The sequence below is a fragment of the Micromonospora sp. NPDC049139 genome (assembly GCF_055586845.1).
In genome coordinates this window covers 524,606-550,788 of the sequence record NZ_JBVJHK010000001.1, presented here as the reverse complement: position 1 = coordinate 550,788, position 26,183 = coordinate 524,606, and the positions used below count along the sequence as shown (strand labels likewise).

Annotated in this window: 20 protein-coding genes; 10 read left to right on the top strand and 10 right to left on the bottom strand. The window is 71.6% G+C overall.

The annotated features are described in order from the left end of the window. Window positions 1–17: 17 nt before the first annotated feature. The 3 genes from ACZ6Q9_RS02445 to eccCa all read right to left on the bottom strand — a co-directional run bounded on the left by ACZ6Q9_RS02445 (window position 18) and on the right by eccCa (window position 4,825). A complete protein-coding gene (locus ACZ6Q9_RS02445; protein WP_350705957.1) occupies window positions 18–320 on the bottom strand; it encodes a WXG100 family type VII secretion target in 303 nt (100 codons plus the stop codon). A 25-nt stretch (window positions 321–345) separates the two neighbouring features. Beyond that, window positions 346–696: a WXG100 family type VII secretion target gene (locus tag ACZ6Q9_RS02440; protein WP_393449268.1), complete on the bottom strand. Its 351-nt coding sequence runs from the start codon at window positions 694–696 to the stop codon at window positions 346–348. Between the two features lie 178 nt (window positions 697–874). Continuing rightward, the gene (gene eccCa, locus ACZ6Q9_RS02435) at window positions 875–4,825 is read right to left on the bottom strand and encodes a type VII secretion protein EccCa (RefSeq protein ID WP_393449271.1); all 3,951 of its coding nucleotides are present in this window, start codon (window positions 4,823–4,825) and stop codon (window positions 875–877) included. Between the two features lie 188 nt (window positions 4,826–5,013). On the opposite strand from eccCa, the gene ACZ6Q9_RS02430 reads away from it, so the two are divergent. The 5 genes from ACZ6Q9_RS02430 to eccD are packed head-to-tail and all read left to right on the top strand — an operon-like array spanning window position 5,014 to window position 11,069. Continuing rightward, on the top strand, window positions 5,014–5,766 hold the full coding sequence (locus tag ACZ6Q9_RS02430; RefSeq protein ID WP_393265895.1) for a WXG100 family type VII secretion target: 753 nt from the start codon (window positions 5,014–5,016) through the stop codon (window positions 5,764–5,766). A 33-nt stretch (window positions 5,767–5,799) separates the two neighbouring features. Next, a complete protein-coding gene (locus ACZ6Q9_RS02425) occupies window positions 5,800–6,918 on the top strand; it encodes a hypothetical protein (protein ID WP_393265898.1) in 1,119 nt (372 codons plus the stop codon). Between the two features lie 3 nt (window positions 6,919–6,921). Further along, window positions 6,922–9,330: a TPR repeat domain-containing protein gene (locus tag ACZ6Q9_RS02420; RefSeq protein ID WP_396826727.1), complete on the top strand. Its 2,409-nt coding sequence runs from the start codon at window positions 6,922–6,924 to the stop codon at window positions 9,328–9,330. Between the two features lie 57 nt (window positions 9,331–9,387). Beyond that, the gene (locus ACZ6Q9_RS02415) at window positions 9,388–9,690 is read left to right on the top strand and encodes a YbaB/EbfC family nucleoid-associated protein (RefSeq protein ID WP_357692936.1); all 303 of its coding nucleotides are present in this window, start codon (window positions 9,388–9,390) and stop codon (window positions 9,688–9,690) included. Continuing rightward, on the top strand, window positions 9,687–11,069 hold the full coding sequence (gene eccD, locus ACZ6Q9_RS02410; RefSeq protein WP_466021378.1) for a type VII secretion integral membrane protein EccD: 1,383 nt from the start codon (window positions 9,687–9,689) through the stop codon (window positions 11,067–11,069). Before ACZ6Q9_RS02415 ends, eccD begins: the two co-directional genes overlap by 4 nt. Here the strand turns inward: eccD and ACZ6Q9_RS02405 are convergent. After that, window positions 11,066–12,106 carry a type VII secretion protein EccE gene (locus tag ACZ6Q9_RS02405; protein WP_396826729.1) on the bottom strand — a complete coding sequence of 347 codons (1,041 nt, stop codon included), beginning with the start codon at window positions 12,104–12,106 and terminating at the stop codon, window positions 11,066–11,068. The two genes, eccD and ACZ6Q9_RS02405, sit on opposite strands and share 4 nt — an antisense overlap. Before the next feature lie 164 nt (window positions 12,107–12,270). Here ACZ6Q9_RS02405 and eccB point away from each other — a divergent pair, with 164 nt between their 5' ends. Continuing rightward, entirely contained in the window at window positions 12,271–13,713 is a 1,443-nt protein-coding gene (gene eccB, locus ACZ6Q9_RS02400; RefSeq protein ID WP_393449280.1) for a type VII secretion protein EccB, read from the top strand. Beyond that, complete coding sequence (locus tag ACZ6Q9_RS02395) at window positions 13,710–14,360, top strand: response regulator transcription factor (protein ID WP_357692942.1); 651 nt, start codon at window positions 13,710–13,712, stop codon at window positions 14,358–14,360. The genes eccB and ACZ6Q9_RS02395 overlap by 4 nt, the downstream gene beginning before the upstream one ends. 108 nt (window positions 14,361–14,468) lie before the next feature. On the opposite strand, the gene ACZ6Q9_RS02390 is transcribed toward ACZ6Q9_RS02395, so the two are convergent. After that, window positions 14,469–16,448 carry a heavy metal translocating P-type ATPase gene (locus ACZ6Q9_RS02390; RefSeq protein WP_393449285.1) on the bottom strand — a complete coding sequence of 660 codons (1,980 nt, stop codon included), beginning with the start codon at window positions 16,446–16,448 and terminating at the stop codon, window positions 14,469–14,471. Between the two features lie 65 nt (window positions 16,449–16,513). On the opposite strand from ACZ6Q9_RS02390, the gene ACZ6Q9_RS02385 reads away from it, so the two are divergent. After that, window positions 16,514–16,858, top strand: a complete 345-nt coding sequence (locus tag ACZ6Q9_RS02385; RefSeq protein WP_357458084.1) for an ArsR/SmtB family transcription factor — start codon at window positions 16,514–16,516, stop codon at window positions 16,856–16,858. 353 nt (window positions 16,859–17,211) lie between these two features. Here ACZ6Q9_RS02385 and ACZ6Q9_RS02380 read toward each other — a convergent pair whose 3' ends face one another. Next, a complete protein-coding gene (locus tag ACZ6Q9_RS02380) occupies window positions 17,212–18,360 on the bottom strand; it encodes an RNA-guided endonuclease InsQ/TnpB family protein (RefSeq protein WP_393265912.1) in 1,149 nt (382 codons plus the stop codon). Between the two features lie 24 nt (window positions 18,361–18,384). Here ACZ6Q9_RS02380 and tnpA point away from each other — a divergent pair, with 24 nt between their 5' ends. Next, window positions 18,385–18,816 carry an IS200/IS605 family transposase gene (tnpA, locus tag ACZ6Q9_RS02375; protein WP_393265914.1) on the top strand — a complete coding sequence of 144 codons (432 nt, stop codon included), beginning with the start codon at window positions 18,385–18,387 and terminating at the stop codon, window positions 18,814–18,816. A 38-nt stretch (window positions 18,817–18,854) separates the two neighbouring features. Here tnpA and ACZ6Q9_RS02370 read toward each other — a convergent pair whose 3' ends face one another. Beyond that, window positions 18,855–19,205, bottom strand: a complete 351-nt coding sequence (locus tag ACZ6Q9_RS02370; protein ID WP_393265916.1) for a hypothetical protein — start codon at window positions 19,203–19,205, stop codon at window positions 18,855–18,857. A 204-nt stretch (window positions 19,206–19,409) separates the two neighbouring features. Further along, a complete protein-coding gene (locus ACZ6Q9_RS02365) occupies window positions 19,410–19,781 on the bottom strand; it encodes a hypothetical protein (protein WP_393265918.1) in 372 nt (123 codons plus the stop codon). A 333-nt stretch (window positions 19,782–20,114) separates the two neighbouring features. Here ACZ6Q9_RS02365 and ACZ6Q9_RS02360 point away from each other — a divergent pair, with 333 nt between their 5' ends. Continuing rightward, window positions 20,115–21,677 carry an alkaline phosphatase D family protein gene (locus ACZ6Q9_RS02360; RefSeq protein WP_393265920.1) on the top strand — a complete coding sequence of 521 codons (1,563 nt, stop codon included), beginning with the start codon at window positions 20,115–20,117 and terminating at the stop codon, window positions 21,675–21,677. Window positions 21,678–21,850: 173 nt separating this feature from the next. Here the strand turns inward: ACZ6Q9_RS02360 and ACZ6Q9_RS02355 are convergent, their stop codons facing one another. After that, window positions 21,851–24,850, bottom strand: a complete 3,000-nt coding sequence (locus tag ACZ6Q9_RS02355; protein ID WP_393449291.1) for a 3-keto-alpha-glucoside-1,2-lyase-like domain-containing protein — start codon at window positions 24,848–24,850, stop codon at window positions 21,851–21,853. A gap of 1,084 nt (window positions 24,851–25,934) precedes the next feature. Continuing rightward, window positions 25,935–26,093, bottom strand: coding sequence for a hypothetical protein (locus ACZ6Q9_RS02350; RefSeq protein WP_393265925.1), 159 nt, complete (start codon window positions 26,091–26,093; stop codon window positions 25,935–25,937). Window positions 26,094–26,183: the final 90 nt, after the last annotated feature.

Here is a 26,183-nt window from a genome sequence, read left to right as displayed (position 1 = left end):
CCGCTGATCGCACCGGCTCAGGCGAAGAAGCTGGTGTTCCTGTTCTCCAGCGCCAACTGGGTGTCGTGCGCCTCGTTCACCTTGCCGGAGAACTGACCGATCACCGCGATGATGTCGGCCAGGGCCGCGCGCAGCCGCGTCTCGGACTGCTCCGCGGCCTGACCGGCGGCACTGCCGGAGGCGTACCAGGTCTGCTTGATCGGGGCCAGGCTGCTCTGCAGCTGTTCCACGTGGCCGTTCAACGCCTGGGCCTTCACCTGCAGCGAGTCGGCGGCGGCCCGCAGCGCGCCAAATTCCACATTGATTACATCGGCGGTCATCTCACATCACCCCTTTCCGGGCAGGTTAGGCACCGGCCAGCCGGCTGAGTACGGGGCTGCCCTCGCCCACGGCGCCGGTGAGGCCCCGCAGGGAGTCGGCGGCCGCCGTGTCACCGGTGTTGTAGTTGCGGAAACTCTCGTTGACCAGACCGGACATGGTCTGCAGCTCCCGTGACGCAACCCGCATGCTCTCCTGCAGCCGGCCTTGCAGCTGCCAGAAAGCGGTGGCCTGGTTACCGGCGTACCGGCTCAGTACCGACACGAGTTCGCTCTCGAGTTGTGCCATGCTCCGAGCCGTGTTGGTGGCGGCTTCGTCGAACCCGCTGACCGCTCGCGTCATCGCGGCGGCATCACTCTGGTATCCGGGACTGGCCACGTCGGGTCACCTCCTCTTGGCAGGGTCGCGCGCCGACTCGCGGCGCCGTACACGCTGGGGATGCTATGCATCCGTCACCCTTGGTAGTACGGCACAAGTACCCGTCGCCGACACGGCACTATTACCCACAGGAACCCGGCGGCCGGGGCCGCCGGGTCCCTGCGTCGACCGGTTCGGATCAGGCCGGGTCGGTCTGCGCCCAGGCGAGCTGCACCAGCGACACCCCGGTCCGCCGGTCCACCAACTGCCCACGTCCGGGCGGCTGTTTGCTGGGCTTGACGTCGCCCAGCAGCGCGCCCTCGTCGCGGGAACCGGAGAGCAGCAGGCCCGGTGTGCCCAGGTCGCGTAGCCGCTGCACGACCGGCTCGAACAGGCTTCGGCTGGCGCCGCCGGACCGGCGGGTGAGCACCAGATGCAGGCCGACGTCCTTGGCCTGGGGCAGGAAGTCCAGTAGGGGCGCGAGTGGGTTGCGGCTCGGTGACACCACCAGGTCGTAGTCGTCGACGAGGACGAACAGCTCGGGGCCGCTCCACCAGCTGCGCTCGCGCAACTCGGTGGCGGTCACCTCCGGACCGGGCAGGCGTCGCCGCAGTCCCTCCGCGGCCTCGGCGACGAGCTGCTCGAGCACCGGCTCACTGCCGGCGTAGCCGAGCAGGTGCGGGCCGGTGAGGGCGTCCACCAGCCCGCGCCGGTAGTCGGCGACGATGACCGCGGCCTCGGCCACCGGATAGCGGGCCGCGATCTGCTGGGCGAGCACCCGCAGCAGCCCGGTCTTGCCGGACTCCACGTCGCCGAAGGCGATGAAGTGCGGGTCGGCGTCGAAGTCCACGTAGGCCGGTCCCAGGTCCGCCTCGGCCAGCCCGATCGGGATCCGCCGGTCACCGGGAACCGGCCCGGGCAGGTCGGCGGCCGGCACCAGCCTGGGCAGCAACCGCACCTGCGGAGCGCGTGGGCCGTGCCAGCTCGCGTCCACCTGCTTGACCAGGTCGCTCGCGCCGTCGGGCAGGTCGCTGACCGTGTTACGGCCGTCGATGCGCGGCAGCCCGCCGAGGAAGTGCAGCTTGTCGGCGGTGAGCCCGCGTCCCGGAGCCCCCTTCGGCACGTCGGCCGCGGCCCGCCGGTCGTACGCCGAGTCGGCCGGGTCGCCGAGGCGCAGCTCGACGTGGGTGCCGATCAGGTCGCGCAGGGCCGGTCGGATCTCCATCGCCCGGTTGGCCGACAGTACGACGTGCAGGCCGAACCCGAGGCCGCGGGCGGCGAGCGTGGTGACCGACTCGTCCAGCGGCTCGAACTCCTGGCGCAGGGTCATCCAGCCGTCGACGACGAGGAACACGTCGCCGAACGTCCGCCCGTCCGGGCTGGGCGGTGGGCGGCGCCGGAAGTCGGAGATCGAGTCGATGCCGTGCGCGGCGAACGACTGCTCCCGCTCGGACAGCAGGCCGGTCAGCTCGGCGACGATCCGGCGGACCCGTTCGGTGTCCATCCGGTTGGCGTAGCCGCTGACATGCGGCAGGCCGGCGAGGGTGGCCAGGCCGCCGCCACCGAAGTCGAGCAGGAAGAACTGCGCCTCGGTCGGGGTGTGGGTGAGTGCCAGCGCGGTCACCAGGGTACGCAGCAGGGTGCTCTTGCCGCTCTGCGGTGCGCCGAGCACGAGCGCGTGCCCGGCCGCCCCGGACAGCTCCGCCCACAGCAGGTCCCGACGCTGCTCGAACGGCTTGTCCACGATGGCCAGTGGCACGGTGAGCTGCCCGTTGCCGGCCCAGCCCACCGGGGTCAGACCACGCTGCGGATCGACGCCCAGCGGCGGCAGCAGCTGGTCCAGGGCGGGCGGTTCGGCCAGCGGCGGCAGCCAGATCTGGTGCGCGGCGGGCCCGTTGCCGAGCAGCCGGCCGACCATGGCGCTCAGCACGGTCTCGCCCTTGGTCGCCGCGGTGTCGAGGCCGTTCGCCGGTGCCGGTGCGCGTACCGGCTCGGCCAGCGCCAGCGGGGCGAGCCCGAACGGCAGCACCCGCCGCTCGTACGGGATCTCCTCGGCCACGGCGGCGGTCTGCTCGGGCGGCAGTTCGCCGGAGACGTACGCGGCCTTGAACCGTTGCAGGGTGGTGGTGTCCCACTTCAGGTACGCCGAGCCCGGTACCGGCGGCAGCTCGTACGCGTCGGACACCCCGAGCACCGCCCGGCTCTCCGCCGCGGAGAAGGTGCGCAGCCCGATCCGGTAGCTCAGGTGGCTGTCCAGGCCGCGTAGCCGCCCCTCCTCGAGCCGTTGCGAGGCGAGCATCAGGTGCACGCCGAGACTGCGGCCGAGCCGACCGATCATCACGAACAGGTCGATGAACTCGGGCCGGCTGGACAGCAGCTCGCTGAACTCGTCGATGATCACCAGCAGCGAGGGCAGCGGTTGCAGCGGCGTGCCCTCGGTTCGGGCCCGCTCGTAGTCGCGTACCGAGGCGTAGTTCCCGGCGGCCCGCAGTAGTTCCTGGCGGCGGACCAGCTCGCCGCGGAGCGCGTCGGCCATCCGGTCGACCAGGGTCAGGTCGGCCGCCAGGTTGGTGATCACCGCGCAGGTGTGCGGCAGGCCGGTCATGCCGGCGAAGGTGGCGCCACCCTTGAAGTCGATCAACGCGAGGTTGAGCGTCTCCGAGGAGTGGGTCGCGGCGAGCCCGGTGACCAGGGTGCGCAGCAGCTCGCTCTTGCCGGACCCGGTGGCCCCGATGACCAGCCCGTGCGGGCCCATGCCCCCCTCGGCCGACTCCTTGAGGTCCAGGTCGACCGGGCGCCCGTCGGGATCCACCCCGATCGGGATGCGCAGCCGGTCCCGGGCCGACCGGGGGCGCCAGGTGACCGTCGGGTCGAGCCGGCGCGGGTCGCCGATGCCGAGCAGGTCGGCCAGGCCGAAGGTGGTGGACAGCGGTTGCTCGCTGGCCGCCGCCGTGCCGGTGTGCAGCGCGGTGAGCTGCCGCGCGACCACCTCGGCGCCGGCGACGCTGAGCCGGTCGGGCACACCGACCAGCGAGACGCCGTCCGGGGTGCGCATGCCGAGCCGACCTTCGGAGATCACCAGATCGAGCGCGTCAGCGCCACCACCGGACCCGCCGCCGATCTCCAGCAGGGTGGTGCCGGCCAGGCCGTCGGGTGGGGCCAGCCCGGCATCGGGCAGCGTGCCGGCCCCGTCGAGCACGATCAGCAGGTGCGGTGCCTCGGGCCGGGCGCCGGGTCTGAACGGGCCGCGGGCCGCCGGGTCGGCCGGATCGTCGGCCAGTAGCGCGGCCAACTCACTGAGGGTGGGCGCGACCAACCGGGTCGGTCCACTCGCGTCGGCCCGGCCCGGATGCACCGCGTGGGGCAGCCACTTCAGCCAGTCCCAGCCGTCCTGCCGGTCCGGCCCGACGCAGGCGGCGACGCGCAGGTTGTCCGGGGAGTGGAAGGTGACCAGGTGGGCCAGCAGGGCCCGGGCGAGGGCCAGGATCTCGGGGCGGTCGCCGGCCAGGGTGACCCGCTGGAAGGAACGTAGGGACACCGCCACCGGCAGCCCGCCGACGGTCGCGTAGGTGCGGATGAAGTGCCGCAGCGAGGTGGACGCCACCGGATCGAGGTCCTCCAGCGGGGCGGTCTGCGGCGCCCGCAGCGCGGTGGCCAGCCGCTGCGGCCCGGTGCCGACCCGGACCCGGCCGAAGTCGGGATCGGTGCGGGCCCGTTCCCAGAGCCGCTCGGTGCCGGCGAACGACCACAGGTCGGCCGGGTCGGGCAGCGCCGCCAGGGCCGTCTCCCGTTGGCGGACCGCCACCTCACGGACCTGGCCGCGCAGGCCGCCGAGGTAGCGCAGGTAGTCGCGTCGCTCGTCGTTGATCTGCGCCTTCTTCGAGGCTCCGCCACGGGACAGGCTCATGATCAGCATGCCGGCCATGGCGCTGATGTACAGGGCGCCGAAAACCCAGGTCATCGCCCCGCCGGACCGCCCGATGTAGACGAACGACATGGCGCCCATGCCGAGCATCATCGGCAGCATGAACATCAGTTGCATGCCGGCCTGGCCGGACCCGCGGGGCAGGGCGGGCGGGGACTGCAGCATGATCTCGCCGCGTGGTGGTTCGGGCAGTACAGCCCGGCGGCGGAAGGTGTCGGCGGACATCCGGCGGTGCCTCCTCGGCCCGAAGGATCAGGACCCGTGGTCACTTTGACAGAGCAGGTAGTGGGTAGTTTTGCCGTTTAAGGGCTCGCGCGCACCAACCTACGATGACCCGCAACGATCCGGGAACCGCCTCAGCGCGGCCGAGTTGCCCGGCCCGGCGTGGGCGATCTGGCGGGAAGGTGCGAACGATGACGACAGGCTCGTCGTACAACGTGCGGCCGGATGCCGTACGTGGAGTGGTCGGCAACGTCGTCGGCATTCTGCTCCAGGCGTACAGCACGGTGATGGAGTTGGAGCGGCTCACCCTCGCGCCGACGTCATTCGCGAAGCTGGGCTCGCCGGTCGCGTCGGCGAACATCGCGATGCAGGGGCAGGTCGTCGGCACCATGCGGACGCTGCTGCAACTGCTGCAGGAGATCAACGACCTGGTGCACCGCAGCGCCAACGACTACGACGACGCGGACCGGGCGGTCGCCGCCGCGTTGGGCGGGGCGCCCTCCGGCACCGGTGCGGCGCCCAGCGCCGCCCTCGCCGGCTACGCGATCAACGACAGCGCGGGCGCGGCGGGGGAGCCCGGGTCGGTCGGCAACATCCTGGACTACCTGGGCCGGGCGGGGCTCGGTGAGCTTTCGGCCCGGCCCCTGACCGAGGTGACCTTCCGCGACGCGCGGGACTTCGCCGACTGGCTCGACCGTAGCCCGGCCAACCAGGAACGGGTCGGCCTGTTGGCGGTCTACTCCGGCAGTGGGCGGGACGTGTCCGGTCTGGTGCACCCCGGCGACGTGGTGGTCGTTCAGCCCGTCGTCGGTGACGGTGGCCCGGTCATCGGTGTCGCCGGCGCGGGCGGCCAGCTCTACAACCACGGAGCGGTCGGCTCGGCGGCGGAGTTCGGACGCGTCCGGGTCTACCGTCCGATGACGGATGCGACCTCGCTGTGGTGAACCCCGACGGCCTGAAGCCGAGAGAGGTGCGTCGTGTTTGACATCCCCAACTCGGGCGCGATGGACGCCGCCGCCGGCGGTCGCGGGCCCGGCACCGTCGCACTGCCCACGATCGTGGGCGGTAACCCGCAAGCCATCCTTGCCCACTCCGCGGCGTTGACCGCGCGGGTGGCCCGGCTGGTCACTCTGTTGGCCGACCTGGAGCGGGCCCGCGAGCAACTGCGTGAGGTGTGGTCCGCCGGGTCGGCGAGCGACTCCGTGGTGCAGAAGCTGAACAAGTCCTTCGCCAGCTTCCAGCAGATCATCGAGACCGTGTACGCCGGCGTTCGGGAACTCGAGGGTGCCGCCGCGCAGTTGACCACCGCGCAGACGGCCTACCGGGCAGTGGTCAGCGCGGTCAACCCGACGGTGGCCGCGCTGATGTCCAATCCGTACACCCGGGCGGCCGGCCGGGCCCTGGCGGTCAGCACCACCGGGATCCTCAAGGCGTTCCTCACCGGTATCGGTGGCATCCTCACCGCCATCGGGGTGACCAACCTCGGCCAGATCCTGACCGGTCTGGCCACCATCGTCGGCCAGGTCGAGCAGTTGTTCTCGAAGAACAACGACGGCGGCTCGGTGCCCGCTCCGGCGCTGCCGGCCGGGAGCGCGGGCAACCCCGTGCTCGCGCCACCACCGATGGCCAGCGTCGCCACCGGCGCGGGACAGGTGGCCCTGGGCGGCAGCTACGGCACCAGCGGCTACGGCATGCCGTCGTTCACCGGCGCGGGCTACCCGGCCGGCGGTTCGATGAGCAACTACCTGCCGCCGGCGCTCGGCACCGACCAGTGGATCGCGGTCCAACCCGGTCAGCCCTCGCTCCCCAACGGTGCGGCGCCGGTGACGATGACCCCACAGGGCCCGGTGCAGACCCTGCCGATCCCACCGGCCGCGCCGGTTGACGGGCCGGCGTCGTCCGCCCCGTCCGGGCCCGACGACGACGGCGACGACGACGTGACGATCACGGCCAGCAAGGGTGACATGACGTTGACCGTCGAGGTGCCGGTGGACACCGGACGCGCGTTCGACATCGAGGTCACCGCCAGCTCCGGTGGGCAGAGCGTCAACGCCGACATCAGCGTCGGCGCCGACGGCTCGATCAAGGTGGACTGACCGATGACCGGCGTCTCTCCCGCCCTGGTCGGCCACACCGTCAATCTGTCGGGCGCGCTGTCCTGGCTGCTCTCCCGGTACGCCACGGTGCTCGCCGAATACCGCCGGCAGATGACCGGCGACCCGGCCGGGCTGCGGGCCGTGGCCCACTCATATCTGGCGATCGCCGACCAGGCGGCGGGCGTCTCCGGCGAGCTGGTCCGGCGCCGGACCGGGCTCTCGGCGCAGTGGCACGGCTCGGCGTACGACGCGTTCGGCGCCGCCGCCGGCCGGGTCACCACCGGGCTCGACGGCACCGAGGCGCGGCTGCGCCGGCACGCCGCCGCGCTGGAACGCGCAGCCGGCGGCCTGGAGGCCGCCGCGAGCACCGCCGACACGGTCATCGCCCGGTTCCGAGCCAACGCCCAGCTTCTGGTGGCCGCCGCCGGGGCGGTGCCGAGCAGCCAGGTCTCCGTTCTGCTCGGGCACGCCCGGAACATCGGTGAGCAGGCGTTGGGTGCGATGCGCGGGGTGTGGGACCGGCTTGGCGTGGTGCTGGCGCAGGTCGCCACCGAGCTCGGCGGGTCGCACCCGGTCGGGGCCGCCGGTCCGGCCGCCGCGGCCGGCGCCGACGGACGTCTGGCGGGAGAGAAGGTGCGGGCCGCGCTCGCCGGAGACGCCTCGCCAACGCAGTTCCGCCAGAGCATGGCGCAACTCGCCGTGATCACCGACCGGGTACGCACCGGCCAACCACCGTCCGCCGCGGACAAGGCCTTCCTGACCTCGTTCTACGGCGCGCTCGGCGACCGGGTGTTCGACCTCCCGGGCTACGTCACCGCCACGGAGCACCGCTACCAGACCAGTCTGTTCGGCATTTTCGGCGAGACCGCCCCGGGCTTCGCCCCCGCCGACCGGCAGGAGATGCTGCGGACCGTCGGCAACGGCATCCTCACCCTGTCGCAGGACCCGGCCGACCTGCCTGCCGCGGTCCGCGACCTCGTGCACACCCCGGCGGCCACCGAGACCAACATCGGCACCAACTCGTTCGGCTTCACGCACGAGGTGCCGGCGACGCCGGGCCGCGCACCGTTGACCGGGGTGCTCGGCGAGACGGTCTACACCAACCGGCTCGACGTGCCCCGCTACGCCCAGTGGGAGGCGCTGTCGCAGCTGACCGGCGCGGCCGACCGGGATCTCGTCGCCGGAGCCGACTACTCCGCCGCGGTGACCCGTCGGGTCGGCGAGATGGCCGACGTCACCCAGCGGCTGGACGACCTCTCCCGGCACAGCCCCGACCAGCCTGGGTACTACGTGTCGACCGACGACGCGGTGCTCTGGGACAAGCCCCGGGTGGATGCGACGATGACCACGCTGCTCGACGTGTCCACCCGGAACCACGTCGCCGACGCGGCGCTGGCCAGCGACGGCGAGACACTGCGCCGACTGGCCGGCTTCGGGTGGGCGGACGACGGCAGCACCGCGGGCCGGGTCGTCGACTGGATCGGCGCCGGAACCGCCGATCCCGCCGAGCACGACCTGGCCCGCGGTGCCTACGTCAACCTCACGCAGACGATGACCGACCCGGCGTCGTACCCGCAGACCCTGGCCGCGATGCGGGAGAACCCGCACTTCGCCGAGGCGGTCGCCCGAGCCACCGTGCCGAACCTGGATCTGTACGCCCAGCCGCTCGACGGGTTGGACACCGATCCGGCGGCGCAGCGCCTGGGCAGCACCGACGCCCGGCACATGCTGATGCTCGGTCAGGTCACCCAGGACGGTCGTGACGAGATCAGCGCGGCGGCGGACCTGTACCAGGAGTACCTGCTGCGCCAGGCCGACGCCGGCACGATCCCGATGGAACAGGCGGGCCGGTACGCCGGCAACGTCGACGGCCTGACCAACGCCGCGGCCGCCAACGCGATCTGGTACGCCAACGTGCAGGACGCCGAGCAGGCCACCCGTACGGCGCAGGAGGCGTACGCCCGGCAGGTGGCGATCGCCAACGCGGTCAAGGACGTGGTCGGGTTCGGTGTCGGCAAGTTGCCGGAGGTCGGCGAGTTCGCCGGCTTCGCCTTCGGGCAGGCGGCCGACGTCGTCACCGGTGCCCTGCAGGCACCCGCCCCGGTGCATCCACAGAGCGTGCCCACCGACGTGTTCCACCACCCGCAGTTCACCGGCAACGGGACCGTCTACACGGCGGCCGGCGACCTCGCCAGTTTCGAGCTACGCAACGGCGGATCGGCCCCGACCGTACCGGTTGGCGCGCTGCATGGCGCGGCCGCGGAGGAGGCCGTACGGTGGGCCCGGGCCGACCCGGGCCGGGCCGACTACATGGACGCCTACACCACCGCCGCGCAGTACGTGTATCTCGCAAACCTTGCGACTCATACCCGTGAGTCGATCCAATACGACGTGCAGGGGCGGCGGCCGTAGTCCACTGGCGGGCCACGGCACGGGCGGGTAGCGGTGACACCGGAGGGAAGACGACAGATGGAACCGGCGATCGAGGATCTGCTCGCCCAGGTGCGTGAGCAGCAACAGCGGATCGAGGAGATCCAGCGCTCGGTGGCGACGATGGAGCTGACCGCGTACGCGGGCAACGGCGACGTCACCGTGAAGCTCAAGGGTGACGGCCGGTTCACCGAGGTGACCATCGACCCGCAGGTGCTGCGTCGCTACGACGCGCACACCCTCGGTCAACTCGTGCTGGAGGCGGTGAACGACGGCCTGGCCAAGCTGGCGGCGGCCAACGAGGCGAGGTACGCTCCGCTGCTCGGCGAGGCGCAGCAGTGACCACTGCGGTTGCCCCTCGACGGGTCACCGTGGTAGCTCCCCACGCCCGTCTCGACGTGTCGTTGCCGATCCAGAGCACGGTGGCGGAGCTGCTTCCGCAACTGGTCCGGCTGCTGGCGACCAACGCCGACCGGGCCGATCGGGCCGGCGGGGTCGGCTGGGAGCTGCGTCGTTTCGGCGCGCCGCCGTTGGACGGTGCGGTCACCGTCAGCGGCGCCGGGGTGCGCGACGGCGAGGTGCTCTACCTGGACACGGTCGACCGACGGGCCACCCCGATGCTCTTCGACGACGTGGTGGACGCCATCGCGAGCGCCGCCGCGGACCGGCCCGGAGTGTGGCGGGCGGCGGCGTCCCGAAAGGTCGGCGGTGCGGTCGCCACGCTGGCCTTCACCGCGGTCGCGGTCGCGGTCGGCTTCAGCGGGCTCGCCGCGTCGACCGTCGCGCTGCTCTCCGGCATCCTGGCCCTGATACTGCTGCTCGCCAGCGGAGCGTTGTCGCGGGCGTTCGGCGAGCGAGGTCTGGGCGCGGCGGTGGCCGCCGGTGGCGTACCGGCCGCGATGATCGGCGGGCTGGCGGCGATCGGTGGCCTGGGCACGGCAATGGAGCTGACCGCGAGTCGACTGGCGCTGGCCGGCGCGGCGGCCACTCTCTACACGGCGGTGGCCGCCGTGGTGGTGGCGGAGCAGCGGTTCGCCGCCGCCGCGGTGGCTGCCGCGGTGGGTAGTCTCGGCGCGCTCGCCGACCTGCTCACCGCCTCCTCGCCCGCTTCGGTCGCGGCGGTCACCTGTTGCGTGGCCGTGGTGGCCAGTCCGGCGCTGCCGATGCTCGCGCTTCGGCTCGGCCGGCTGCCGCTGCCCGGGGTCCCCACCGACATGGAGGCGTTCCGCGGGGACGAGCGGCCCACGCTCGGGCCCGAGGTGGTCGCGGACACCGAGGCCGCCGAACGGATCCTGACCGGTCTGCTCTGCGGCTTGGCGGTCATCGTGGCCGGTTGCGCCGGGATACTCCTGTGGAGCGGTGGTCGCTGGGCGTGGGCGCTGGCCGGTCTGGCCGGCGTAGCGCTGTTGCTCCGCGCCCGAGCCTACGTCGGCGTCGGCCAGCGGGCCGCCCTGTTGCTGGCCGGTGCCGCGTCGGTGCTCGGCCTGACGGCACGGGCCAGCCTGGCCGGCGGGCCCGGAACGCGGTTGCTCCTCGCCGGGCTGCTCCTGGTGACCGGAGTGGTCTGCGGGACGTACGCGGTCCGGGCCGCCGCCAAGACACCGTCGCCGTACTGGGGCCGGCTGCTCGACGTGGTCGAGTTCCTGGCGCTGCTCAGTCTGGTGCCGGTGGCGGGCGCGGTGCTCGACATCTACGGCGCGGCACGCGCATGGGGCGGCTAACCCACTGGCAGGCCAGCCAGCGGCAGCGTGGCCCAGGCCGCCTCGGCATGCGCCCCGTCCAGTGGGACCAGATCCCGGTCGAAGCCGGCGGTGGCCTTCCCGACCGCCTCGGCGACCGCCTCCCGGGCTGGTCCGGCGGGCACCCCGAGCCGGATCAGCGCCGTGCTGCGGGTGCCGCCGCCGCGTTGCCGGTCCCACCGTACCGACACGGCACTGACCAGCGCCGGTGTGGCGGCGTGCCGGCGAAGCAGCGCGGCTGTCTCGCTCAGGCTCCGGGCGGCTCGGCGTGGCCGGAAGCAGACCTGGTGCAGCATGCCCAGCGACCAGTAGTGCCAGGTCTCGGTGCCCGGATCGTCCGCGCGCCGCGGATCGACACCGAGCACGGCGGCCCACGCGTCGCGCAGTTGACCGCCGTCGAGCGCGGTGACCTGGTGCCCGCCGGCGCGCAGCTCGGCGGCGAGCCGCAGCGCGGCGGTGCCCGCGGCACGTACCGCGCCGATTCGGCCGCCACCGCGGGCCCGTACCGCCCGGGTGGCCGTCTCGGGGTCGAGCCGGATGGCGATCCAGCGCGCCGCGTTGCCGGTGCCGGGCGAGGTCCAGTCGACCAGTTGCGCGCCGGCCAGCGGCAGATCGGGGTCGTCGTAGCGGGACAGCAGCCGGCGCAGCAGGTCGTCGAGGTCACCGTCGGGTTCGACGCGCAGCAGCGCGCTCCACGAAGTGCCGTCACCGGCCAACCCGATCCGGTTACCCGCCCGGTCCGCGTCGGTCCGGGTCCGCAGGCCGGGCAGGGCCGGCAGGGCACTTCCGGCGCGGCGCCGGAACCGGTGCCGGACCACCACCCAGTCGGACAGCCACCGGCCGCGCCAGCGCACCCCGGTAGCGAGCACCACGCCCGCCGCCACCCCGGTGAGCGTGCCGCCGGCCGCGTCGGACGGCCCGCCGGCCGCGACCGCACCCAGCACCGCGGTCTGCCAGAGCATCAGCCGGCCGACGCCGAGCCCGCGCAGTGTGCGCGGTCCCACCGGTGGTACGGGCATCGGCGGCGCACTCCGCTGCCGTGTGGAATCGAGGGGCGGTGCGGTGGCCGGTGCGGCTGGCGGCATGGCTCGGCTCCTTGGGCTCGATCTCGTCGGCGATCCGTACCTTCTATCCGTAGTTCTAGTGCACCGGGCGTGCACCGCACCATGGCGGGGACGAACTGATGTGGACACAGCGGGACCAACTACAGGCGTACCAGTTCCTTCGCCGCCGGCTCGTCTCGGCGCTGCAGGTCGGTGACGCCAACCACCCGGTGTCGCCGAGTCGCCGTCTGGTCATCGGGTGCGCGCTCGGCGCGGCGGTCGCCCTGTTGGTGACCGCCGGCTTCGGTGTGTACGGCTTTCTGCGGCCCGGGGCGAACACCGACTGGCGCAAGCCCGGCCAGGTGGTGCTCGACAAGGACACCGGAGCTGCGTACGTGATGGGCACCGACGGGCTGCTGCACCCGATGCTCAACTACGCCTCCGCGCGGCTGCTCGCGGGCGGTGACGGCACCGCCACCAGCCGGGTGTCGAGCAAGTCGCTGGCGCGTGCCCCGCGCGGCGTCCCGCTCGGGATACCCGGCGCGCCGCCGTCGTTGCCGGGCCGGGATCGGCTGACGACGGGGCCGTTCACCGTCTGTGCGCAGACCGCCGACGGCCGGCCGGCGGGCACCGCGCCGGTCACCACGGCGCTGGCCGGGGTTCCGCCGGTGGGCGTCGAGGTGGACGCGGCGACCGCGTTGCTGGTCGCTGGCCCGGACGGCACCGAGCACGCGTTGGTGGCCGGTCGCCGGCACCGGATCACCGACCCGGCCACGGCGGTAGCCCTCGGCTACGACGCGGTACGCCCGCTGCCGGTCAGCGCGGCCTGGCTGAGCGCGGTGATCGCTGGCCCGGACCTGCGACTGATCACGGTGGCGGGGGTAGGCGCCGCGGGGCCCCGGATCGGCGACCGGAGCACCCGGGTCGGCCAGGTGCTCGCCGCCACGACCGTCGGCACCGAACCCCGCTACTACCTGGTCCACGCCGACGGACTGCTGCCGATCGGGCAGACCGAGGCGGCGCTGGTGCTCGGCAATCCGGCCAACCGCGCGGCGTACCCGGGTGGCGCGGCGCGCGAGATTCCGGTGACGCCGGCCGACGTGGCGCAGTCGCGGGCGGTGGCCGGTAAGGCCGCCGACTATCCGGCCCGACTCGCCCCGCCCGCCGAGGCGCCCCAGGAAGGGGCCGCGGTGTGCGCGACGGTGGACGGCGATCGGGCGATGGTCAGGCTGGGCGCCACCACCGGCGTGCCGGCCGGGGCGGAGCCGTTGGCAGCCGGCGGTGGCACGCGGGCCGACAGAGTGTTCGTACCGGCCGGCCGGGCCGCGGTGGTGCGCGAGCGACCGACGCCGCAGGCCGCCCTCGGCACCGTCTTCCTCCTCACCGACCAGGGCGTACGGTATCCGGTTCCGGACGGCGACGCGCTCAAGGCGCTCGGGTACGGGACGGTTCGGCCCACGCCGGTGCCACCGACCGTGCTGGCGCTGTTCCCCGTCGGCCCCGTGCTGGACCCGGCCGCCGCCCGACGGCCAGCCACGCCGGGCGTCACCACCCCGGCCGCCGGCGCGGGGGAGCCCCGGTGACCGGCGTGCCGACGATCGAGGTGTCGGTGGTGGAGGACCACCCCCTCTATCGGGCCGCGCTGGTCCGGGCGCTCGGGGACGCACCGGATGTCCAGGTCAGGGTGACCGCCAAGTCGGTGGAGGAGTTCGCGGCGTACCGGCAGCCCGGCGGGGGAGTGGCGATCCTCGATCTGCGGCTGCCGGGGGTACGCGACGCGGCGGCGGTGGTCGCGGTCACCGGGATGGGCCACCGGGTGCTGGTGGTGTCCGCGCACGGTGACCAGTCCGACGTGCTCGGGGCGATCGCCGCCGGGGCCCGTGGCTACCTGACCAAGGACGCCGACGCCGACGAGATCCTCCGGGCGGTACGGGAGATCGCCGCCGGCAACACCTACGTGTCGCCGACCCTGGCCTCGATCCTGCTGGACTCGTCCCGGGGACGGCAGCCGCTGTACCGGGTGCCGTTGTCCGACCGGGAACGTCAGGTGCTGTCGCTGCTGGCAGCCGGCGAACGGGACCAGGACATCGCGGAGGCGTTGGCGATCAGCGTCCGTACCGTCCGATCCCACCTCGACCGGATCCGGGAGAAGACGGGGCGCCGTCGGCGGCCGGAGCTGACCCGGCTGGCCATCGAGGAGGGTATCGCCGCACCGGCACAGAACCGCTGACGGTGCGGTTGACCATCCGCGCGGTGGGTGATCGGTGGCGGACGTCCCGCCTGACGCTGCGGCGTGTCGGGCGGTGGGCGTCCTCCGGTCCCGGCCACATGCCTCTCCTCATGGTGCTGCTGGGGTTGCTGCCCGATCCCAGGCGGCGCGGCGGAGCAGGCGGAGTCCGTTGAGGCCGACGATGATGGTGGAGCCTTCATGGCCGGCCACGCCGAGCGGCAGGGGCAGGGCGCCGATGAGGTCCCAGGCGACCAGGACGGCGATGAAGGTTCCGGCGATGGCGAGGTTCGCGATGACGAGCCGGCGGGCGCGGCGGGCCAGTTGGATGACGGCGGGCAGGGTGGCGAGTTCGTCGCGGGTGATGACGGTGTCGGCGGTGTCGAGCGCGAGGTCGGCGCCGGCGCGTCCCATGGCGATGCCGGCGTGGGCGGCGGCCAGGGCGGGGGCGTCGTTGACGCCGTCGCCCACCAGGATCACGCGGGCCCCGTGGTTTTCCAGTTCGCGCACCGCGGTGACCTTGTCCTGGGGGAGCAGGCCGGCGCGAACGTCGGTGATGCCGACCTCGCCGGCGAGCCGTCGGGCGGCGCGTTCGTTGTCGCCGGTCAGGAGCAGCGGGCGCGCCCCGGTCACAACGGTGAGTTGCGCGACCGTTGCGGCGGCGTCTGCGCGGAGCTTGTCGGCGAGGCCCAACACGCCGACCGGTTCGCCATCGACCTGGACCACGACCGCTGTTCGACCCGCCTGCTCCAGCTCGTCGACGATGGCGCGTAGTGGGTCGTCATGGCTCTTGAGGAGTCCGACGGGGCTGCCGACGTCGACCTGGTAGCCATCGACGTGGGCGGTGACGCCGCGCCCGGGAGTCGAGGTGAAGGCGTCCGACGGGGGTAGCGGGAGCTGCGCATCGCGGGCGGCTGCGACCACAGCGCGGGCGAGGGGATGCTCAGACGAGCTTTCGGCAGCGGCGGTCAGGGCCAGCAGTTGGTCTTCGGTGAGGCTGGCGTGGGGCAGGAGCCGGATGTCGGTCAGGTGCGGGGTGCCTTCGGTGAGGGTGCCGGTCTTGTCGAAAGCGATCCGCGTGGCGGTGGCGAGTTGTTCCATCACCACGGCGGACTTGACCAGCACGCCGTGCCGGCCGGCGTTGGCGATCGCGGACAGCAGCGGCGGCATGGTGGCCAGCACCACCGCGCACGGGGAGGCGACGATCATGAAGGTCATTGCGCGCAGCAGCGTCGGTTGGAGCTCGGCACCCAGCGCCAACGGGATCACGAACAGGGCGATCGTGGCGGCGACCATGCCCACGGAGTAGCGCTGTTCGATCTTTTCGATGAACAGCTGCACGCGGGCTTTCGTCGCGCTGGCCTCGGCGACCATGGCGACGATCCGGGCGATGACCGTGTCGCCGGCCGGACGGGTCACGCGGACGCGGAGCGCACCCGTGCCGTTGAGGGTGCCGGCGAACACCTCGTCACCGGGATGCTTGTCCACGGGCAGCGGCTCGCCGGTAATGGTGGCCTGGTCGACCTCGCTCGCGCCGTGGGTGACGTCGCCGTCGGCGCCGATCCGCTCGCCGGGGCGAACCAGGATGACGTCTCCCACCTGCAGGTCGGCGGCTTCGACGGTCTCCTGACCGGTCGCGGTGAGGCGGGTGGCTGTGTCGGGCGCGAGGTCGAGCAGGCCGCTGACGGAGTCCTCTGTGCGTTTGGTGGCGACAGCTTCCAGCGCGCCGGAGATGGCGAAGATGACGATGAGCAACGCCCCGTCGAGAACCTGCCCGATGGACGCCGCGCCGACCGCCGCCAGGACCATCAGCAGGTCAACGTCGAGCTTGCGCTCGCGCAGCGCCCGCAGGGCCGCCCAGCCCGGCTCCCACCCGCCAGCGACGTAGCAGGCCAGGTACAACGCCCACCACGCCCAGCTCGGAGCGGGGGACAGTTGGGTCAGCAGACCCAGCCCGAACAGGCCGGTCGCTGCGACAGCCGAGCGGACCTCCGGCAGCGACCACAGGGCAGTCCGCCGCTGGCCAGCTCGACGCGTCGGGACCGGATGCACGGGCTGGGCGGTAGACGGGTTCTCAACGCTCGTCGTCACCCAGGCATCTTATGTGCGCAGTTACGCAGATACGCAAGCAGTGGGATGGTCGGTATGCTCAGGCCATGCACACGTCGCTGCCCGACTTCGACATGCCCAACGAGGAGCAGGTGCATCTGGCGGCCGAGACGTTCCGGCTCCTGGCCGACCCCACCCGGATCAAGGTCCTCTGGGCGCTCTTGCAGGGCGAATCGTCCGTCGCCTGCCTCGCTGAACTGGCCGGAGCGGCCCCCACGGCAGTCAGTCAGCACCTGGCCAAGCTCCGCCTCGCCGGGCTGGTCAAGGGACGTCGCGAGGGAACGTTCGTCTACTACTCCGCCGCCGACGAGCACGTTCGGCGGCTACTTCGGCAGGCCCTGTTCCACGCCGACCACATCGACCGCAACCTGTCCGAAGCGCCGACCGCGTAGCCGAGTAGCCACGCGAGTAGCCGAGTAGCCACGCGAGTAGCCGAGGCGGTGGCTTCCGCCGGATGGCTTCGGACGCCGGCGAACCGCTCTACCTGCACAAGACCAGCTTGACGAAGCCCGGTCGGTCGAGGTCGAGGCGAACCGAGCCAGGAGGCGAGGGGGCTCGGCTGGCTCGGTCAGCGGCGATAGGTCAGCTCGAAGTCGAGCCGCCAGTCGACACCGTTCTCGGACGTCTCCCATTGCCCGTCGATGGTGTCGCCATCCGGGCTGAGCGTGCAGGTGAAGCGTTGGGTCAGCTTCTCGGCCTTGAAGGGGCCGAGCTTGCAGATCGTGTTCGATGCTGGCTGTATCGGTCACGCCGCGTTCGGCAGGCTGACTGCTGCCCAGTCCGTAGCACCGCGTGTGGCGATGTTGCGGGCTGCGTTCACGTCGGCGTGCTCAGCGAAGCCGCAGGACGTGCATCGGAAGGTGGATTGGTTGGGGCGGTTGGCTTTGGTGGTGTGCCCGCAGGTGGAGCAGCCCTGCGAGGTGTACGCCGGGTCGACGTGGACGAGGGCCAGCCCGACCCGGGCTGCTTTGTAGGCGATGAACTGGCCGAGTTGGTGGAACGCCCACGTGTGCAGTGTGACCCGCTGGGGCCGTCGGAGCCGTACCCGGTCGCGGATGCCCGTGAGGTTCTCCAGGGCGATGCCGCGGTCGGTGCGTTCGGCCTCGGTCACGATCTGCTTGGCGATGCGATGGTTGGTGTCGGCCGCGAACCGGGCTTCCTTGCGGCGGCGGGCCTTCAACAGCCGTTTGGCCGATTTGGTGCCGATGCGCTGGAGTTTGGCCCGTAGCCGCTGGTTACGGTGACGCACCCGGTTCAAACCCTTGCCGCAGTGCCGGGTCCCGTCGTTGGTGGTGGCGATGTTCGCGATGCCCAGGTCGACGCCGAGGAACCCGTCAGGCTCCTTCACCTCAACATCAGGGATGTCGCAGGTGGCGTACAGGTACCACTTGCCGTCACGGTGCACCAGATCGGATTCGCCCTTGCGGTGGGCGGACAGCACCGCGTACTGCTGCGCGGAGCAGCCGAATCGGATACCGGCCTGCCGCCCCGCGATGGTCCAGATGGAGACCGTGCGGGAGCGCATCTGCCAGGACAGACAGCGGTCGTCGAACGGCTGCGCGGCGTCCCGACGGAATCCGATCGGCTTCGCCTCGGCGTTGCGGCGGCGTTTCGACCCGGGCTTACCGAGATTACCGGCACGAATGTTGGCGTTCAGGGTGGCGTACGCGCCGGCGACCTTACGGGCAACATGGATCGCCGGCTGAGCCGACAAGCCCAGGGCCTTCAAGCGGCCGTAGGTAAGCCGCTGGAGCGCCTGCTTCGCGTGGATTCGCCGCTGGAACGCCTCCATCGAGGCGAAATTGGCGGCCTTGTTGCACAGGCTCAGCGTGTTCCGCAACGCCGCCTCCTGGCCAGCGTTGGGGAACAGGCGGACCTGCACAACAATTTTCACGTCCACAACCTAGCATTCTTGTCTATGTCACCCCGATGGACCCCAGATCCGAATGTCCGCCGCGGTCGGAGCGTCGTGCACAACCTGCACGTGCATCTTGTCTTCGTCACCAAGTATCGGCGGGACGTGCTCGATGACGCCATGCTCACCCGGTGCGGGCACATCATGGCTGACGTGTGCGCCAAGCTCGGTGCGGAACTGCGGGAGTTCAACGGCGAAGACGACCACGTCCACCTCCTCGTCCACTACCCGCCGAAGCTACCGATATCGACCCTGGTCAACAGGCTCAAGGGCGTCTCCGCGCACTACCTTCGGCAGGAGTTCACCGGCCGGATCAACCGGCACATCATGCACGGCCACCTGTGGTCGCCGTCGTACTTCGCTGGATCGTGCGGTGGGGCACCCATAGCCGTCATCCGCGAGTACATCGAAAACCAGAAACGTCCAGGCTCGTGACGCGATTCCTCCTGGCCCTGAAGGACCGGGATTCCTCGCTAGGCCACGTTGAAGCCGGGGGCGTCCCGCGTCAGCCGCCAGACGCCGTCGGCGAAGGACATCCGGTAGACCCGATGCACGCCGCGCGCGTCGGTGTACAGCATGGTGAACTCCTCGCCCGCGTCGTCGAGCCCGATCAGCGACGTCGTGGGCAACGGGTTGTTCTCTCGCCAGGCTTGCGGTGCGCTGGCCGGCGGCGGCTCGGCGTCGGAGAACTGCCGCAGGAACTTGCCGTCCTCGACCCAGGAGAAGTTCGTCCACCCGGCACCGAGGCCGTGGACCTTCGGCTGCACCGTCCACCGGCCGACGAGCGCGTCGAGTCGCGCGAGCGCGGGATGCCGCTCCGTCATGTCCGTGCCTCCTTCTCTTGGCGACAGCCCTCACGGTAACCGCGAAGGCGCCAGAGCTTCAGCTCCGCGCAGTCCGCCCGGCCGGCCCGGCCGGGCCCCAGCTGTTGGTCGATGGACAGCGGCACGTACCGCCACCAGGGTGCCGAGGGCGTCACCATGACGGTGACGCCCTCGGTCAGCGGATGCATGGTGTTGCTTGCGGTGCTACGGCTTGCAGCTTTGGTATGCCTTCCGGAAGCCGGATTCGCTCGCCGCGTCCTGCACCGCAACGAACTCGCCGTCACCGAACCCCCACCCGGCCGGCGCGCCCGTCGAGGAGTCCGTCACCCACAGGTCGCGGCCGTCGTCGCAACGGAATCCCCCGACGACGTGGACGCCGCCAGCACGGTCGACACATCCGCGTTCGGCCTCCGCTTGTTCGATCTTCTGACCTGGTTTGAAGAGGTCGCTGCACGCAAGCAGGGCGGGCGTGTTCGGTGCCGACGCAGGAGAGGTGCTGCTGTCTCCGTCTTCGCCGCATCCGGTCAGGACGAGCAGTACGACAGCGGCGGCGGTAAGTGTGGGCGTGCGGATCATGGCGGGCACCATACAGAAATCGGCCGAGGATCGCTGGCCCTCTCGGCGCGCCCCACTAGCCGAACGGCGGACCCGAATCCCGTCCGAGGGCAGGTCTTCGCGGCTTGGAGCGATTCCTCGATCCTCCAGCGGCGACCGACCACCGACACGAGAACGTTGCGCGACCGTTGTCGGCTGTCACCGCTTGGCGAGCGACGTGACCAGAAATCCCCACATCAGAATGCGTTCCGTTCACCACTCGTTCCCGGGAGCGTCAGGCCGGGCCGTTGGGATGTCGAGGAACAGATGCCCGACCTGTCCGGAAGGCAACGCCTCATGTCACAGTCCCCACTCATGCTGCCCCGACGTCGCTTTCTCGCTCTGGGCGGTATCGCCGCGGGCGCGGCGGTCCTCGCCGCCGAGCCGGCTTCCGCGACGTCCACCGCCTCGGACAGCCGGGTCGCCCTGCCGGGCTACGTGTTCACGCTCGGTGTGGCGTCCGGCGACCCGACGTCCGACGGTGTTGTGCTCTGGACCCGCCTGGCACCGGACCCGCTCGCCCTCGACGGGCTCGGCGGGATGCCTGATCGCCCCGTCCTGGTGCGGTGGGAGATGGCGGAGGACGAGAACTTCCACCGGGTGGTGCGTCGCGGCGTCGAACGCGCCACGGCCGACTGGGGGTACTCGGTGCACGCCGAGGTGCACGGCCTGCGGCCGGACCGCGGGTACTGGTACCGGTTCCGGATCGCCGACCAGGTCAGCCCGGTGGGCCGTACCCGCACCGCACCGCGCCCCGGGACCGCGCTCCAGTCGCTGAGCTTCGCGTTCGCGAGCTGCCAGGCCTACACCGATGGCTACTTCACCGCGTTCGAGCACATGGCCCGCGAGAACATGGACCTCGTTGTCCATCTCGGCGACTACATCTATGAGGGCGGCGGCGCCGGCTCGATCGGCCGCGCCCACTACCCGGCCGTCGAGACGTTCTCCCTGACCGACTACCGGATCCGGTACGCCCAGTACAAGCTCGACCCGTCGTTGCAGGCCGCGCACGCCGCCGCGCCCTGGGTGGTGGCGCCGGACGACCACGACGTGGAGAACAACTGGGCCGGCGACCACTCCCAGCCGGACACCGAGCCGGACCAGGACCCAGCCGTGTTCCGGCTCCGCCGGGCCGCCGCGTACCAGGCGTACTACGAGAACCTTCCCCTGCGGGCGTCGTCGATGCCGCAGGGCCCGGAGATGCAGGTCTACCGGCGCCTGCGGTTCGGCGACCTGCTGCAGCTCGACGTGCTCGACACCCGGCGGTTCCGTGACCGGCAGCTCACCGACGCGTCGCTGCGCTGGGACCCGAAGCGGCAGATGCTCGGCGCCGAGCAGGAGGCATGGCTGCTGGCCGGGCTCGCCGCGTCCACCGCACGGTGGAACGTGCTCGGCAACCAGATCTTCGCCATGGAGGCCGACCACACCGCAGGCCCGGACGAGCGGTACGGCATGGACACCTGGGACGGGTACGCCGCCGCACGCCAGCGGCTCTTCGACGGCGTGGCGGAGCGGAACGTCGAGAACTTCCTCGTCGTCACCGGTGACGCCCACCGCAGCGTGGCCGCCGATCTCAAGCTGGACTTCTCCGACCCGGGGTCGCGGACGATCGGCACCGAGTTCCTCGGCACGTCGATCAGCTCGGGCGGCAACGGGACCGACCACGACAGCCTCGGCGTGACCTGGCTGGCCGAGAACCCGCACATGAAGTTCCACAACTCCCAGCGTGGGTACCAGATGTGCCACCTGGGCCGTGACGAGATGCGCACCGACTACCGGGTGGTGCCGTTCGTCAACGCGCCGGGCGCGCCGGTGTCGACGCGGGCGAGCGTCTACGTGCAGAGCGGACGGCCCGGGGTGGCGCACGTGTCCGCGTGACGGTGTGATCCGAGCGTGGCGGGCCGGGCCGACGGCTCGGGGTCGTCGGACCGGCCTGCCGCTGGGCTTCAACGCGAACGGCGACCCGCGCCGTCGAGGTGGCTGCTGCGGCCGCCAGGCGGGCGGCCGGGCCGGCGAACCGGTCCCGGCCGTCCGCATTCTGGCCGCTGGAACTACAGGTCGAGCGGCTCGATCCAGATGTTGCGGTATTGGACGGGGTTGCCGTGGTCCTGCAACCGGATCGCGCCCGTCGCCGGGCCCTCCGGCCGGTTGCCACCTGTCGGTCCGAGAATCTCGACGTCGTCGTGCACCGTGACGCCGTTCCACACGACGGTGACGCGCGCGTTCTGGACCTTGTTGCCGGCCGCGTCGTAGCGGGCCTGCCGGTAGACGATGTCGTACGTCTGCCAGGTCTGGGGCGGCAGCGCCGCGTTCACGTCGGGGGCCTTCTGGTTGTAGATGGCCGCTGCGTCGTTGTTCTTCGGCGGGTCGATGCCGAACGAGTCCAGCACCTGGATCTCGTAGCGGTCCTGTAGGTACACGCCGCTGTTGGCGCGCGCCTGGCCGGTCACGTCCGGCGGGTACAGCGGCAGGTTGAACTCGACGTGCAGGCGGAAGTCGCCGAAGGCCTGCAAGGTGCGCAGGTCCCCGTTGCGCACCGTCATGGCGCCGTCGGCAACCGTCCATCCGGGTTCGCGCCCGTCGCTGTGTTGCCACTCGGTGAGCTCGCCGCCGTTGAACAGCGTGATGCGCTCGCCGTGCGGCCGGACGGCGAGCACGTCGAGGTTCACGTGCCCGGAGTCCGCGGCCTCCTTGCGGTACTCGACCAGGTTGCGCCCCTTGTCCAGGCGCACGGTGGTGGTGACGGTGCCCCACTCCTTCCAGGTCACCGTGGAGGGAAAGACCGTCTGCTCCACCCGTTCACCGTTGACGTACAGGCTCAGCTGCTTCTCGCCGGAGTAGGGGTTCGGGCCGTTGCTGTAGCGCATCGCCAGGTCGTACGTCCCGCTCTCCCGCACGTCCGCGGAGATGCTGGTCGACGAGCCGTTCTGGGCGAACCCGGCAGCGAAGCCGGCGCCGGAGTAGGCGGCGTGGTCGGTCGCCATGGCGACAGCGACCGTGCGGCCCTCCTCGGCCTCGAAGAAGGTCTGTGGCTGCACCACGCGTCCCGGGATCTCGTTGAGCGTGTACCAGGCCTCAGTGTTCCACAGCTCCTCGCCGCCGGCGGAGGAGAACGGACGCGGGGAGCGCACGTGCACCACGCGGTCCTCCTTCAGGCCCGGGATCCGCAGCTTGACGGTGCGACCGTCGGCCGACAGCTCGGCCTTGGCCACCCTGAGCGTCTCCAGCTCGAGCTTGGGCCCGCCGTACTGGCTCGTCGCGCCGTAGCGCCACTGCGTCACCTGGTACGCGTCGGCGAGCTTCTGCGCGGTCTCGGCCGACAGCGGCTTGGTGTACTCCAGCTCGAACCCGACATGCGACGCGCGCATCTGCTTGACCTCGAAGACCGAGGTGCCGTTGGGCGTGAGCTTCTGCAGGCCGTACGTCAGCTTGCCCTCCTGACCCCAGTTGCCGCCGGCGCCCAGGCCTCCCACGTAGAGCGCGCCGTCGGGGCCGAGGGTGACCTCGTTGATGCCGGACTCCAGTCCCTGCGTGTGCCGGAACACCGCACCCTGGTACTGCCCCTCGACCTTCTCGAGGAACACTCGCTGCAGGCCGCCGTAGGTCACGTCGCCGACGACCAGTTGCCCCGCGTACGGGCCCTGCTTCAGCAGTACGGGAGTGGAGGGCGAGTTTCCGATCTCGTTCTGCGGAAGCCAGACGACGGGACGCGTCACCGGCTTGTCGTCGAACCGACCCGTGGGCGTCGTGTAGTGGTTGTAGAACGCTCCCTGCTGGATTTCGACCAGCTTGGACGCCGGCAGCCAGCCCCCCTGGTTGTCTGTGACGAAGACCTCCCCGCGTGGACCCCAACCGATCCCGTTCGGAGTGCGCAGCCCCCCGGCGACATACGTGATCTCGCCCGTCGCGGCGTTCACCTTGATCGAGGTGCCGCGGTCCGGCGCGGGCTGGGGCACGGTGGTGGCGCCGCCATAGTTGATGGCAACCGACAGGTTGAGATAGAAGTACCCGTCCCGGTGGAGCAGGCCGAACGCGAACTCGTGGAAGTTGCGGCCCCACGGCCAGGTCGCAACCGTCCGGTGGTCATCCGCGACGCCGTCGCCGTCGGTGTCGCGCAGGGCCGTCAGCTCGTGCTTCTGGCTGACGTAGACGGTCCCGTCGACCACCGCCACCCCCTGGGGTTCGCGCAGTCCCGCCGCGAACTTGCGGTAGGTCACCTGCTCCGGGCCGCTCTTCCCGGTGACGCCCTCGACCACGTAGACCTCGCCGGTCGTGTTGTCGGTGCCGCCCCAGGTGGAGATGACCAGGTCCCCGTCGGGCATGAAGTCCATGCCGGTGACCTGCGGCTGGAAGCCCTCGGGGCGCAGGTCGGTGAGGGTGTACCCCGGGTGCACCCGGTCGAGGGGCAGGCCGTCGCCGGCCGAGTCGGTTGCCCCCTCGCAGTACTTCCAGCCAGGGGCGGTGACGCGTACGACGCCTGCGTCGGTGCTCAGCGCGGAGGTCGGCACGAGTTCGAAGCCGTCGGCGCCGGGGCGCCGCCACTCGAGCCGCAACACCTGCCCGCCGCCGTTGTCGAAGAACTCGACGAGCAACGGGTGCAGGCCGGCGCTCAAGTTGATCGATCCCTCTTGGGAGGTCTCGCCGTGCAGGCCGTCGTGGTCGACGACGAGCTGGTCGCCGATCGTCAGGCGTGACCCGTCGTCGCTGGTGAGCCGGAACGTGTAGTCACCGTCGGTGGGCACGGCGAGGTTGGCGATCACGTGGCTGATGAACCGGTCGGACAGGCCGAACTCGTCCGTAGCGGTCCAGTTGATCTGCGGCATGAGCTTGTCGACGTTCGGCGTCTGCGCGGGCTTCAGGGTGCACAGCGCCGACAGCGGGACACCCATGTCGTACGAGCGCAGGGTGACGCCGGGTTCCTGCGGCGGGAGATCGGCGGTGGCGGGTGCGGCGGTGGCCGGAGTGACGGGGGCCGCGGCGAGCAGGGTCGCCACCGCGGCAGCTGCGGCCGCGAGCGCGGCTCGACGCCGCCGTTGTTTCGGTGCGGTCATGGTTCCTCCTGGTGGGTGCGGCTCCCCTGCCGGAAGAGCGGTCAACTTTCTCCCCTGGGCCGGTCGATGCGCTCCCGCGAGACAGAAGATCGATGGGTGACGTTAGCACTTTCCATCGATTTATCGGAACTTTTGAATGGAGGATGTGAAAGTCGGCCTCAGGCGTGATCGTCGGGTCGTGGTTGCGGCTCAACGGGGTGGTCATGATCTGGGTGCCGCAGAGTTGCCGCAGGGCCGCGCGCAGGAGCGCGGCCCCACTCGTGCAACGGAACTTTCCCGGCGTCCCGGACGCCGACAGGAGGTCCACACCCACCGCCGCCGAAACGGTCTTTTCGGGATCAAGGCACCGCACAAGCGCGGCGCCAGCTGCCCGCGCTCGGCCCGCTGGCGGCCTCCGGCGGGCACCGGCCGCTCGCGGCTAACGGGGCTCCGGCTACGCCCCGGGAGCCATGATCGCGGCCTCTATGCGCAGTCCGATGCCTGTGAGGACAAGGAGCCCGGCGAGGAAGTGCGGCTCGGCCATTCCTGAGTCGCTGGAGATCGTGAGCACGGAGATCAGCAGGCCCGACAGCAGTGCGGTAGTGCCTACCACTCGCGTGGTGGCAGCCCGCCGAGATCGAAGGTCCATGGCGGGACCGTACCGGGAAGTTCGGGCTGATCCTCGTCGCGTTCGGCTGAGGAAGAACGCGCCGACCGCGTCGGCGGAGGTGCCGAAGATCGCCACGGCGCCGGCCGGACGGGAGCCACGGACGGCGGCGGCGACCACGCCGGTGCCGCGGGCGGCACGCAGGGCGGGCCGGGTGTTGAGCCGGGCGTCGTCTTCACGTTCCTGCCGCGACGGATGGGCGCCGTCGGGGGCGGGTGCTGGGTCATGGCCCCGCCGGGCGGGTCACGTCTGTTCGGACGCCCGTACTGACCGCGCGGGGGCGGTACCCCCTCGTGCCCGCACCATGCCCGAGGGTGGCCGGTGAGGTGTGTGTCGGGAGTCTTCGGTGGGGCGGTAGGGAATCCGGAAAACGATCAGTCGAGAACCGCGAGCGGTGCCGGCCCGCCTTTCAGCGGGTGCCGGCACCGCTCGCGTCTGTCACCGCTTGGCCTGGTGTTTGGCCATCTGGGGCTGTTCGCCCCTGCCGACTTTCCGCAGTGCCTCGCGCAGCTGCTCCTCGGTCATCTTGGAGTTACCCTCGATGCCCGCGTTGTGCGCCTGCTGACGGAGTTCGTGCAGCCGTTCCCGGTCACCCATGTCGGCCTCCCCGTGGTGCGTGGCGCGGGCGGCTCCGCGCGCCACTCCGCTCGTCGTCTTCCCGGGCCGGCCGTGCGCAAACGGCCTCAG